A 12,433-nucleotide genomic window follows, 5' to 3' on the forward strand; every position below is an offset into this window, starting at 1 on the left:
CGTTTCCTCCACGACCGGCGCACGTCGCGGCCGCGCGGCCCCGCGCCACTTCCGGGAGGAGACCGCTCATGAGGAGTCGCAGAGGACCGGGAAGGAAGGCCGGCGCCGCGGCGGTCGTGGCCCTGCTGTGCGCGGGAGCCGCGGCCCCGGCCGCACCGGCCGACGTGCGGCCGGGGCCCGGGGCCGGACAGGACCACGTCACCGTACGGACCGACACCGGCCGGGTACGGGGCGTCCGCACCACCCGGCACCGGCTCTTCCAGGGCATCCCGTATGCCGGGCCGCCCAAGGGCGCGTACCGCTGGGCCGCTCCCCGCCCGGTGGCGCCGTGGCGCGGGGTCCGGGACGCGACCCGGCCGGGGCCGCTGTGTCCGCAGGTCCCCTCCCCGTACGCGCAGGTGTCCAGCGAGGAGGAGGACTGCCTGGTCCTCAACGTCACCGCACCCGCCCGTGTACGGGGGCGCGCTCCCGTACTGGTGTGGATCCACGGGGACGGCTCGGTCGGCGGCGGCAGTTTCTTCGACGCGCGTCGGCTCGCGGACCGCGACCTCGTGGTCGTCACGGTCAATTACCGGCTCGGGATCTTCGGCGGCTTCGCCCACCCGGGCCTCAGGGGATCGGGGACCTTCGCCCTCCAGGACCAGCAGGCCGCGCTGCGCTGGGTACGGCGCAACGCGGGCGCATTCGGCGGGGACGCGGGCAACGTGACGGTGGCGGGCTCCTCGTACGGAGCCTCGGCCATCACCGCGCACCTCACCTCTCCGGGCGCCCGGGGGCTGTTCCACCGGGCCGTCCTGGCCAGCGGCGAGGGCATGATGGACATGCCGGCCGGGACCATGGGACCCGGAGTGCCCGGCTATCCGTGGTTCGTCTGGCGCCGAGGCCGGGAGATGGAGGACATCAGCGCCGAGATGACCTCCTCGCTCGGCTGCGCCGCGGACGATCCCGCACGGACCCTGCGGTGCCTACGGGCCCTGCCGGTCAAGAAGATCCTCGAAGTGCCGTTCATCATGAACGCCTTCCAGGCCTTCGCCTACGGCAACGAGACCCTGCCGGAACTGCCGCCGCGGGCCCTGCGCGCGGGCCGCTTCCCGCATGTACCGGTGCTTTCCGGAGCGACCCGCGACGAACACCGGACGTTCGTGGGCATGCAGTACGACGCCGTGGGCAAGCCCTTCACGCGGGCGGATTACGGTCGGAGCCTCGCGACCGCGTTCGGCGGGGACGCGGAGCGGGTGCGCGCGCGGTACCCGCTCTCGCAGTTCCCTTCCCCGGCCATCGCCTGGTCGGCGGTCGTCACCGACCGGATGTGGGCCCGCGGCACGCACGCGCAGCACACCGCGCTCGCACGCCGAGTCCCGCTGTACGCCTACGAATTCGCCGACCGCGACGCCCCCATGTACCTGCCCCTGCCGGGCCGGTTCGACTTCGGCGCCTATCACGCGGGCGACACGCCCTACCTGTTCGAGGAGGCGGCGGCACAGCAGCGCTTCACGGCGGCGCAGCGGTGGCTCTCGGCCACCATGACGGGCCAGTGGGCCGCCTTCGCCCGTACCGGCACGCCCAACGGGTCCCGCCTGCCGGTCTGGCGCCCCTACCGGAATGCCGACGCGCGTCCGTACACCCAGTCCCTGGCGCCGGACCGGATCGCACCGGTCGATTACGCCGAGGAGCACGCGCTGGAGTTCTGGCACCGGCTGCCGTGACGTGACGTCACCGGGCCCCCGGGTACGCGGGGGAGCGGCGCGTCGGGCGGAGAGGCGCACGTTCCGCCCGAGGCGCCGCCGATGTGCGAACTGCCGGGTCAGGCGCCGACGTAGGCCGCCAGGTGCTCCCCGGTGAGGGTGGAACGGGCGGCGACGAGCTCGGCCGGGGTGCCCTCGAAGACGATCCGGCCGCCGTCGTGACCGGCACCGGGGCCCAGGTCGACGATCCAGTCGGCGTGCGCCATGACCGCCTGGTGGTGCTCGACGACGATCACCGACTTGCCGGAGTCGACCAGCCGGTCGAGCAGGCCGAGCAGTTGCTCGACATCGGCGAGGTGCAGCCCGGCGGTCGGCTCGTCCAGGACGTACACGCCGCCCTTCTCACCCATGTGCGTGGCGAGCTTGAGCCGCTGCCGCTCGCCACCGGACAAGGTGGTCAGCGGCTGGCCGAGGCTGAGGTAGCCGAGCCCGACGTCCGCGAGCCGGGCCAGGATACGCTGGGCCGCCGGGGTCCGCGCCTCACCCGCGCCGAAGAACTCCGCGGCCTCGGTCACCGGCATCGCCAGCACCTCGCTGATGTCGCGGCCGCCGAGCCGGTACTCCAGCACCGACGGCTGGTAGCGCTTGCCCTCGCACTCCTCGCACGTGGAGGCGGTGCCCGCCATCATCGCCAGGTCGGTGTAGACGACCCCGGCGCCGTTGCAGTGCGGGCAGGCGCCCTCGGAGTTGGCGCTGAACAGCGCCGGCTTCACGCCGTTGGCCTTCGCGAACGCCTTGCGGACCGGGTCGAGCAGCCCGGTGTACGTCGCCGGGTTGCTCCGCCGCGAACCGCGGATCGGCGCCTGGTCGACCGACACCACCCCCGCGCCGGGCGGCAGCGAGCCGTGCACGAGCGAACTCTTGCCGGAGCCCGCCACGCCGGTCACCACGCACAGCACCCCGAGCGGCAGGTCCACATCGACGTTTCGCAGGTTGTGCCGCGTGGCGCCGCGGATCTCCAGCGCGCCGGTGGGCTCGCGCACCGTCTCCTTGAGGGCGGCCCGGTCGTCGAAGTGGCGGCCGGTGACGGTGTCCGCGGCGCGCAGTCCCTCGACGGTGCCCTCGAAGCAGACCGTGCCGCCCGCCGTACCGGCGCCGGGTCCCAGGTCGACGACGTGGTCGGCGATCGCGATCGTCTCCGGCTTGTGTTCCACGACGAGCACCGTGTTGCCCTTGTTCCGCAGCCGCAGCAGCAGGTTGTTCATCCGCTGGATGTCGTGCGGGTGCAGGCCGGTGGTGGGCTCGTCGAAGACGTACGTGGTGTCGGTGAGCGACGAGCCGAGGTGGCGGATCATCTTGACGCGCTGGGCCTCGCCGCCCGACAGGGTGCCCGACGGCCGGTCCAGCGAGAGGTAGCCGAGACCGATCTCCACGAACGAGTCGAGGGTGTGCCGGAGCGTGGTGAGCAGCGGTGCCACCGAGGGCTCGGCGAGGCCGCTCACCCAGGCGGCCAGGTCGCTGATCTGCATCGCGCAGGCGTCGGCGATGCTGGTCCCGGCGATCAGCGACGACCGGGCGGCCTCGCTCAGCCGGGTGCCGTCGCACTCGGGACAGGTCCGGAAGGTGACCGCCCGGTCCACGAACTCCCTGATGTGCGGCTGCATCGCCTCCCGGTCCTTGGACAGGAACGACTTCTGGATCTTGGGGAGCAGCCCCTCGTAGGTCAGGTTCACGCCCTCGACCTTGACCTTCGTCGGCTCCCGGTGGAGGAAGTCCCGCATCTCCTTCTCCGTGAAGTCACGGATCGGCTTGTGCGGGTCCAGCAGGCCCGACTCGGCGTAGACCCGCACGGTCCAGAAACTGTCCGACTTCCAGCCGGGGATGGTGAACGCGCCCTCGGCGAGCGACTTCGTGTCGTCGTACAGCTGGGTGAGGTCGATGTCGGAGACCGTGCCCCGGCCCTCGCAGCGCGGGCACATGCCGCCGGTCCGGCTGAAGGTGGCCTTCACCGCCTTCTTGCTGCCGCGCTCGACGGTGATCGCGCCACTGGCCCGGACCGAGGGGACGTTGAAGGCGAACGCGCCGGGCGAGCCGATGTGCGGCAGTCCGAGCCGGCTGAAGAGGATGCGCAGCATCGCGTTGGCGTCGGTGACGGTGCCGACGGTGGAGCGCGGGTCGGCGCCCAGCCGCTGCTGGTCGACGATGATCGCGGTGGTCAGCCCCTCCAGCACGTCCACCTCGGGCCGGGACTGCGTCGGCATGAAGCCCTGGACGAAGGCGCTGTACGTCTCGTTGATCATCCGCTGCGACTCGGCGGCGATGGTGTGGAAGACCAGTGAGCTCTTGCCCGAGCCGGAGACCCCCGTGAACACCGTCAGCCGGCGCTTCGGGATCTCGATGCTGACGTCCTTGAGGTTGTTCTCGCGCGCGCCGTGCACGCGGATCAGGTCGTGGCTGTCGGCGACGTGCGGCGCAGGCGGCTGCGGGTCCGGTCGTACGGCCTTGCTCATCGGGTCTCCCTCGTTCACGGAGTCCGCCTGCGCGGTCTCTCCGGTGCGGACGGTGCCGTCCACGGCCATGACGCTAGCCGTGGACGGGGCCCGGCGCTTCTCGATTCGTGATCGATGCGGCCGACCGTGCCGGGCCCGGCGGGCGGCGGGCGCGGCCTTCTTCGGACCAGTGATCCACTGATGGGCATTTTGTGCAAAGATTCCCTGCCCGGCCCGGGTGGGCCGGGGTGACAAGGGGAAAATTCGTGACATCAACGATCCTCAGAACCGCCGTCGGCACGGTGCTCACCGTGGCCGCGGTGGCCGTGTGCCTGCCCGCCTCGTCCGCCGCCGCCGCGCCGCGGAGCGTTGCCGCGGACCAGGCGACGACGCAGACCTTCAGCCGCACCGCCGACGCCGTACTGACACAGCGGACGGCGGCGCTGCTCGACAACCGCTCGGGCCGAATAGCCGAGCTGCCCCGCAAGCAGGTGCGCCTGTCGGCGCGCCTGGCGCGGACCGAGGACGCCGGGGTGTCCTCGCTGCGGGCCCGCAAGAAGCGGCTCGCCGACCTGGGGGAGGCGTACACCGCCGCCGACACCCGCGTCACCGTGGACAGCACCCGGCTCACCGGCCGGCACGCCACGGTGGAGGTCACCGAGAGCACCACGCTCACGTACAAGAAGATCCGCGGTGACGAGCCGGCCACCACCGGCTTCAAGGCCCGCCACGAGATGGACTTCACCGCGGCCCCGGGCGGCACCTGGGAGCTGACCGGGATCAGGTCCCGGGACGAGGGCCCCGGCGCGATCAACGCCCCCACGCTGCGGACCGCGGCGGTCGCGGACGACGGCGACACCATGCCCAACGCGCCCCGCGCCAGTATCTCGCGGCCCGCGCGCCCGGCGCCCCGCAAGCAGCTGACCGGCGGTCTCGACTACGCCGCGATGGCCGCGTACTCGGAGAAGTACTGGCGGAACTACAACCCCGAATACCGCAAGTTCAACGCGGCCGGCGGCGACTGCACGAACTTCCTCAGCCAGGCCCTGAAGGCGGGCGGCTGGAAGACGGAGGGCGGCTCGGCCTCGGACTACCGCAAGTGGTGGTACGACGCGAGCCACCAGTCCGACAGCTGGGTGGGGGCCAACGAGTGGTCCTGGTACGCGCTGAACTCCCAGCGCGTGACCAGCCTGTCGAACGTCTACCAGATGGACGTCGGCGACGTCATGCAGATGGACTTCGACGGGGACGGGTCCAAGGACCACTCCATGATGACGACGTACCGCAGCAGTTACGGCGTGCCGTACCTGACGTACCACTCGACCAACACCTACCGGAAGTCGGTGGCGAGCATCATCGCGTCCTACCCGGACTCGGTCTACTACGCCTACCGCACCTGACGGCAGGGCCGGGCGGCCCGTCGTGCCGCCCGGCTGCCGCCCGCACGGCGGACCGTGGGCCCGGCGGACCGGCCGGGCCCACGGCCCGCCGCGATACGGTCACGGTGTGACGCAATACGGGGCGCCCGGGGCTGATGGGCGGCATGACTCCTCTGTGATACTTGGGCCAGAACACGTGTTTTGGTGCCAGGGGGTAGGGAAATGTCGAAGAAGAGCGTGCTCGGCGCGCCGGCGCTGGTCACCGTGGCGGCGCTCGCCCTCGGCCTGACGGCCTGCGGCTCCGACGACCAGGGTGGGGACACGAAGGCGGCGCCGTCGCAGGACGCCGCCCAGCCGAGGCCGGCGCCACCGGAGGGCAAGGACAAGGAGACACCGAAGCCGAAGCCCGAGGAGAAGTGGGACGGCAAGGTCAAGGTGCTCGGCGACGGCTCGACGTCGTACACCGGGCCCCAGCCCCACCAGCCCAAGCCCACGAAGCTCAAGCCCGGCGAGAAGCCGCCGCAGTTCGTGGTGTTCTCCTGGGACGGCGCGCTGGAGGGCGACGACCATCTCTTCTCGCATTTCCGGGAGGTGGCTAAGGAGAACAACGCCAAGATGACGTTCTTCCTCACCGGCACGTATCTCCTGCCGAAAGCGAAGGCGACGATGTACAAGCCGCCGCAGCACAAGCCGGGCGCCTCGGCGATTTCGTACGCGACCAACGAGCACATCAAGGACACCCTGCGCCAGGTCCGGGGAGCCTGGCTGGACGGCAACGAGATCGGCACCCACTTCAACGGCCATTTCTGCGGAGCCAAGGGTGGCGGCGACTGGAGCGTCGCGGAGTGGAAGAGCGAAATCGACCAGGCGTACTCCTTCGTCCAGAACTGGAAGACGAACACGGGCTACACGAGCCTGCCCCCGCTGCCCTTCGACTACAAGAAGGAGCTGGTGGGCGGGCGCGCGCCGTGCCTGGAGGGCCAGGAGAACCTGCTCACCGCGGCCAAGGACTACAACTGGCGCTACGACGCCAGCTCGCCCGGCGACTTCCAGATATGGCCGTCGAAGAAGAACGGCATATGGAACTTCCCGTTGCAACTGCTGCCCTATCCGCAGAGCGAGAAGCAGGTCCTGTCCATGGACTTCAACTTCCTCTACAACCAGTCCGGTGACAACACCAAGGGCGACCCGGCGAAGTACGCGCAGTGGCGGAAGCTGACCCGGGACGGGTATCTCAACGGATTCAACCGCGTCTACCACGGGAGCCGGGCGCCGCTGTTCATCGGCAACCACTTCGAGGACTGGAACGGCGGCATCTACATGAAAGCCATCGAAGACCTCGTGAAGTCGGTCTGCAAACGGGACGGGGTGCGCTGCGTCACCTTCAAGCAGGTGGCCGACTGGCTGGACGCCCAGGACCCGGCGGTCCTGGAGCGGATGCGCGGACTCGACCCGGCGCAGATCACGGACTGGGCGTCGGTGGTGAAGTAGCCCGGTCACGGCTCCGGTCCCGTCCACCGGCCCCCTCCGGTACGCCAGGAGTCACGAAAGCCCCCGGCCCGCGCACCCCGAAGGGATCCGCGGGCCGGGGGCTTTCCCGGTGCGCGCCCCTACCGGACGGCGGTCATGTAGCGCGTCCAGATGTCGATCGGGTACGGGCTGCCGGCCTCGCCCTTCGCCCGGCCGCCGATGCCGTCCAGCGGCAGCAGCTCCTGGCTCTTGGGGTCGATGCGCGCGAGCGAGACGGCGGTCGACACGGTGCCGCGGTAGCCGACGAACCACGCCGACTTGTTGTCCTGTTCGGTGCCGGTCTTGCCGGCCGCCCCCGGGCCCGCCGCCTTCGCCGCGGTGGCCGAACCCCGGCTGACGGCCTCGCGCAGCGCGTCGTCCACGGCGCCCGCCACGTTCTGCGGCAGCACCTGCGCGGCGGCCGGCTTCTCGACCGGCACGTCGCTGCCGTTGCGCATGAGCTTGCCGACCGAGTACGGCTCGCTGTGCTTGCCCTGCCCCGCGAACGTGGCGTACGCGTCGGCCATGCGGATCGCGCTGGGCGTGGCGGTGCCCAGGGCGAAGGACGGCAGCTTCTCGCCGAGGCTGCTCTCCAGCAGCCCGGTCTGCACGCCCACCTTGCCGACCCGCTCCAGGCCCACGTCCATGCCCAGCTGCATGATGCTGCTGTTGACGGACTGCGCGACCGCGCTCTTGAGGGGAATCCTGCCCCAGGACTTCCCGCCGTCGTTCTCCGCCTTGGCGATCTTTCCCGCGCGGTCCCAGTACGGGCCCTCCGGCGTCCGCAGCGTGATCTTGTTGTCGCCGTCGTAGACCGTGGCCGGTGTGACCGGGGTACGGGGCTTGCCGCGCTCGCGCTCGACGCCGTCGCGCAGCGCCGCCGCGTAGACGAACGGCGTGAAGGCGCTGCCCGCCGGCACCACCGAGGAGTTGGCGTCGTTGAAACCCTGCTCAAGGTAGCCGGGACCGCCGTACAGGGCCACGATCCGCCCGTCCGTGGTCACCGAGGCCGCACCGATGCGGGCGTGGCGGTCGGCGGCGCGGCGGCCCGGGTCGAGCTTGGTCCGTACGGACTCGACGGCCTTGGTCAGCGCGGTCGTGCGGGGCGCTTCGAAGGTGGTGTGGATCTGGTAGCCGCCCAGGGCGAACTCCTTCTCGGAGATGTCGGTGTGCGCGCCGACATAGGCCCGGGCGGTCTCCACGAGATAGCCGTTCTGGCCGGTCAGGCCGGCGGGCTTGGGCGGGGCCTGCGGCTCGGGGAAGCGGGTGTAACGGCCTCGCTCCTCCGGGGAGAGCTTGCCGATGGACACCATTCGGTCCAGCACCCAGTTCCAGCGCTCCACGGCGCGCTTGCGGGGCTCGGCGCCGAGCGCCGGGTCGTAGAGCGCGGCGCCCTTGAGGAGGCAGGCGAGGAACGCGCCCTCGCTGGCGTTCAGCTGGGCGGCGTCCTTGCCGTAGTAGGCGTGCGCGGCGCGCTGGATGCCGTAGGTGCCGCGCCCGAACCAGCTCGTGTTCAGATACCGCTCAAGGATCTCGTCCTTGGTCATCTTGTTGTCGAGCTTGATCGCGATGAACATCTCGCTGAGCTTGCGGGTGAAGGTCTGGTCCTGGTTGAGGTACGCGTTCTTCACGTACTGCTGGGTGATGGTGGAGCCGCCCTGGGTGTCGCCGCCGGTCACCATCCGGGTGGCGGCCCGGAGGATGCCGCTGGGCGAGATGCCGCTGTCGGAGTAGAACGTCTCGTTCTCGGCGGCGAGCGCGGCCCAGCGGACGTGTTCGGGGACGGCGTCGAGCGGGGTGTCCTGCCGGTTGATGTCGCCGGTACGGGCCATCTCGGTGCCGTCGGCCCAGTAGTAGACGTTGTCCTGCTGGGTGGCGAAGGCGTTGAGGTCGGCGGGTATCTCGGTGCGCGCGTACATGATCGCCACAAGGATGGACAGGACGCCGAAGCAGGAGCCCGCCAGTCCCAGCGTCTGGCGCCAGGACGGCACCCAGCGCCGGAAGCCGGTGCGTCCCGGGCGTGGGTAGGCCGGGCGGCGGAGCCGGAGTCTGCGGCGGTTGGCGGCCCACCACCGGTTGAGGACGGACCATCGGCCGCCCGCGGCGGCGGTGGCCCGGGCGTGTGCCCCTTTTCGACGTTCGATCACCGCTCGACCCTATGGGATTACTCCCCGTACGAATGTTCTGCTCTGCCACGAAAACGTTACGTTTCCCTGGCGCAGGGGCGACGGGACGATGGGATCGACGGTGGAGCCGCCGGCCGGCCGTGGTGCGGGCCGGCCGGCCGACGGCGGGGCGGACCGCCGGAGACCGGGGTGCGGCGCCCCCGGCCTCGTCGTGCGCACGGGGGACGGCCGGGGCGGCCGTGTGGTCTCCGGCGGCCCTGGGGAGGTCATCGAATTCGGCGGCCGCCGGGCTCGCCGAACCGAATGTGGGCCGGTTGTTCGAACAATGGCCGGAATTCGTGGGCGTGGTGCGAAACTTCCATGATGCCGGGTGTGCGGTTACGCCGCGGTTACAGGCCGGATTCCGTGGAATAAGGGCACACCGAGAATGTCCAACCGCCCGAAGAAGGCGGTTGGACGTGCTGCCGGAAGGTCAGAACTCGGAAGGCAGACTCGGTGCCTTGGGCACCGCCGGGCAGTCCTCGGTGCAGGTGAAACCGAGCTGCGGAGTCTCGGGCGTCACCGCCGCGGGCTCCTTCGGCAGGCTGCTGTTCTCGGGCAGTTTCGACGCGCAGGCCTTGGCCGCGGCCCGGTACGCCTTGGAGACCGGGTTGATGTCGCTGCCCGGCTTCAGCTGGAGCTGCCCGTTCTCCTTGACGGTGATCCCCGGGAAGTCCTTGATCCCGTTGTCCTTCATGCACTGCGTGAAGGCCTCGGCCTGCCGCTCCCGTGCCGCCGAGTCCCCGGCGGCGGCCTTGCCCGTACCGCTCGAAGCGGACGCCGAAGACGCCGAGGACGCTTTCTGCGCCGCGTTGGCGACGGACTGCGTCGAGGCGGCCGGGGCCGCGGACGACGAGGTCTGGACCGCCAGGACGGTCCCGCCGGCCGCCAGCGCCGCGATGAGCAGCGGCACGGCGAGCAGCCTGCGCTTCCTGCGGGGTGGTGTTTCTTCTTCGGACGGTGCCGACATGTCAACTCCTCTGGGACGCTGGATGTCTGGAAGCCAGTTCACCAACCGGGCGGTTACCGCGGCGGAACATCGGGTGTTAGGCGTCTGTAACCCCCGACCAGCCCTTACGCCGCTGTAACCGCCCACCGCGCAAGATCACGGACAACGGTGCCGAACCGACGGTGGGGGCCATGCGGATTCTGGTGGTGGAGGATCATCGCGATCTCGCGGAGACGCTGGCCGCGGGCCTGCGCCGGGAGGGAATGGCGGTCGACGTCGTCCTGGACGGCACGGCCGCGCTGGAGCGCACCGCGGTCAACCGGTACGAGGTCGTGGTCCTGGACCGCGACCTGCCCGGCCTGCACGGCGACGAGGTGTGCCAGACGCTGATCACCGAGGGCTATCCGGCGCGGGTGCTGATGCTGACCGCCGCCGCCACGATCGAGGACCGGGTCGAGGGCCTGACCAGCGGCGCCGACGACTATCTGCCCAAGCCGTTCGCCTTCGCCGAACTGGTCGCCCGTATCCGGGCCCTGAGCCGCCGCAGCCAGCCCGCGCTGCCCCCGGTCCTGTGCCACGCCGACCTTAAGCTGGACCCGGGCAAGCGCACCGCGCAGCGCGCGGGCACCCAGCTCGACCTCAGCCCCAAGGAGTTCGCGGTGCTCGAACTGCTGCTGGCGGCCGGCGGGCGGGTGGTCTCCGCCGAGGAACTGCTGGAACGGGCCTGGGACGAGGCCGCCGACCCGTTCACCAACACGGTCAAGGTGACGGTGAGCCGGCTGCGGCGCAAGCTGGGCGACCCGCCGCTCATCGAGACCGTCGCCCAGGCCGGCTACCGGATCTGAGGGGAGGCCGGTGATGCGCCGCACACTCCGCCCGGGCCGCCGCCCGTCCGGGGGCCGCCCGTCCGGCGGTTCCGCGCCCGAGGCCGCTGCGTCCGGCCGTCCAGCGCCACCCGGCCGTCCCGCCTTCAGCCGCGCCTCCGGCCGTCCCGCCCCCGGCCGTCCCGCCTCCGGCCCCCTGGCCAAGGTGCGCTGGACCATCCGGCTCCGGCTCACCCTCCTCTACGGGGCGCTCTTCCTGGTCACCGGCGTGCTGCTGCTCACCGTCGTCTACCTGCTGGTGGCCGGGCGGCCGCCGTGGGCCGGCGTCGAACCGCCCGCTCCGCCGGCCGCCTCCGTGACACCCAGCGGCCTCGGCCTCGGCGCCGACGTACCGGCCCCGACGGTGGACCTGGAACAGCAGCTGAACCAGCAGCGCAGCGACTACCTGCAAAAACTCCTCACCTCCTCCGGGATCGCGCTGGCGCTGCTGACCCTCCTGTCGGTGTGGCTGGGCTGGCTGATGGCGGGCCGGGCGCTGCGGCCGCTGCGGACCATGGCGGACACCGCGAAGGAGATCTCGGCCAACGACCTGCACCGGCGGCTCGGCGCGCCCGGCCCGTCCGACGAGATCAAGGACCTGGCCGACACGTTCGACGCGCTGCTCGACCATCTGGAGGGCGCCTTCGAGGCGCAGCGCAGGTTCGTCGCCAACGCCTCCCACGAGCTGCGCACCCCGCTCACCTTCGAACGCAGCCTGCTGGAGATCACCCTCGCCGACCCGGACGCGAGCACCGCCGAACTGCGGGAGACGTGCGTCCGCGTGCTGGGCAGCAACGCCCGGCAGGAGAAGCTGATCGAGGCGCTGCTGACGCTGGCCCGCAGCCAGCGCGGCCTGGACCGGCGGGTGCCGGTGGACCTGGCGGCGCTGGCCGCCGACCACCTGGACCGGCCGCGGGACGCCGACGGCCCGTCCGGTGTGCGGATCGGCAGCGAACTGGCGCCCGCCGCCGTGCTGGGCGACCCGCCGCTGGTCGAGCGGCTGATCATCAACCTGGTCGACAACGCGGTCCGGCACAACGTGCCCGACGGCCAGGTCCGGGTGCGGACGGGCCTGCGCGAGGGCCGGCCGGCGCTGAGCGTCCGCAACACCGGGCCCGAAGTCCTCCCGTCCCAGGTCGAACTGATATTCCAGCCGTTCCAGCGGCTGCGCGCGACCCGCCTCGGCGGCCACGACGGCCAGGGCATCGGCCTGTCGATCGTCGCCGCCATCGCAGCCGCCCACGACGCGGATCTGCATGCCGAGGCGCTGCCGGAAGGCGGCCTCGAAATCCGCGTCGAATTCCCACCCGTCGCACACTGACGCCGCTGGGAATTCCCCTTCTTCTGGACGTCAATATTCCGCTGTCTGGACACTGCGCGGGTCCGGCGCGTTA

Annotated in this window: 8 protein-coding genes; 5 read left to right on the top strand and 3 right to left on the bottom strand. The window is 71.3% G+C overall.

The window, feature by feature from the left end; translation table 11 throughout:
• The first annotated feature begins 68 nt into the window (after positions 1-68).
• A complete protein-coding gene (locus JXZ78_RS11565; RefSeq protein ID WP_238782894.1) occupies positions 69-1,706 on the top strand; it encodes a carboxylesterase/lipase family protein in 1,638 nt (545 codons plus the stop codon).
• A gap of 98 nt (positions 1,707-1,804) precedes the next feature.
• Here the strand turns inward: JXZ78_RS11565 and JXZ78_RS11570 are convergent, their stop codons facing one another.
• Positions 1,805-4,195: an ATP-binding cassette domain-containing protein gene (locus tag JXZ78_RS11570; RefSeq protein ID WP_238783060.1), complete on the bottom strand. Its 2,391-nt coding sequence runs from the start codon at positions 4,193-4,195 to the stop codon at positions 1,805-1,807.
• 245 nt (positions 4,196-4,440) lie between these two features.
• Here JXZ78_RS11570 and JXZ78_RS11575 point away from each other — a divergent pair, with 245 nt between their 5' ends.
• Both JXZ78_RS11575 and JXZ78_RS11580 read left to right on the top strand, forming a co-directional pair.
• Entirely contained in the window at positions 4,441-5,574 is a 1,134-nt protein-coding gene (locus tag JXZ78_RS11575) for an amidase domain-containing protein (RefSeq protein ID WP_238782895.1), read from the top strand.
• A gap of 201 nt (positions 5,575-5,775) precedes the next feature.
• Positions 5,776-7,044: a hypothetical protein gene (locus tag JXZ78_RS11580; RefSeq protein WP_238782896.1), complete on the top strand. Its 1,269-nt coding sequence runs from the start codon at positions 5,776-5,778 to the stop codon at positions 7,042-7,044.
• 119 nt (positions 7,045-7,163) lie between these two features.
• On the opposite strand, the gene JXZ78_RS11585 is transcribed toward JXZ78_RS11580, so the two are convergent.
• Entirely contained in the window at positions 7,164-9,209 is a 2,046-nt protein-coding gene (locus JXZ78_RS11585; RefSeq protein WP_238782897.1) for a transglycosylase domain-containing protein, read from the bottom strand.
• Positions 9,210-9,660: 451 nt separating this feature from the next.
• Entirely contained in the window at positions 9,661-10,197 is a 537-nt protein-coding gene (locus tag JXZ78_RS11590) for a hypothetical protein (protein WP_238782898.1), read from the bottom strand.
• Positions 10,198-10,367: 170 nt separating this feature from the next.
• Between JXZ78_RS11590 and JXZ78_RS11595 the strand changes: the two genes are divergently transcribed.
• Both JXZ78_RS11595 and JXZ78_RS11600 read left to right on the top strand, forming a co-directional pair.
• Complete coding sequence (locus JXZ78_RS11595) at positions 10,368-11,021, top strand: response regulator transcription factor (protein WP_238782899.1); 654 nt, start codon at positions 10,368-10,370, stop codon at positions 11,019-11,021.
• A gap of 13 nt (positions 11,022-11,034) precedes the next feature.
• Positions 11,035-12,360, top strand: a complete 1,326-nt coding sequence (locus tag JXZ78_RS11600) for a sensor histidine kinase (protein ID WP_238782900.1) — start codon at positions 11,035-11,037, stop codon at positions 12,358-12,360.
• The last annotated feature ends 73 nt before the right edge of the window (positions 12,361-12,433 follow it).

This window comes from Streptomyces monomycini (assembly GCF_022271435.1).
In the GTDB taxonomy this organism is placed as follows: domain Bacteria; phylum Actinomycetota; class Actinomycetes; order Streptomycetales; family Streptomycetaceae; genus Streptomyces; species Streptomyces monomycini.

Excerpts from the sequence above, each read along its gene's own strand:
- JXZ78_RS11570 (WP_238783060.1), bottom strand. The coding sequence starts at position 4,195 with ATGAGCAAGGCCGTACGACCGGACCCGCAGCCGCCTGCGCCGCACGTC.
- JXZ78_RS11590 (WP_238782898.1), bottom strand. The coding sequence starts at position 10,197 with ATGTCGGCACCGTCCGAAGAAGAAACACCACCCCGCAGGAAGCGCAGG.
- JXZ78_RS11595 (WP_238782899.1), top strand. The coding sequence starts at position 10,368 with ATGCGGATTCTGGTGGTGGAGGATCATCGCGATCTCGCGGAGACGCTG.
- JXZ78_RS11565 (WP_238782894.1), top strand. The coding sequence starts at position 69 with ATGAGGAGTCGCAGAGGACCGGGAAGGAAGGCCGGCGCCGCGGCGGTC.
- JXZ78_RS11580 (WP_238782896.1), top strand. The coding sequence starts at position 5,776 with ATGTCGAAGAAGAGCGTGCTCGGCGCGCCGGCGCTGGTCACCGTGGCG.
- JXZ78_RS11600 (WP_238782900.1), top strand. The coding sequence starts at position 11,035 with ATGCGCCGCACACTCCGCCCGGGCCGCCGCCCGTCCGGGGGCCGCCCG.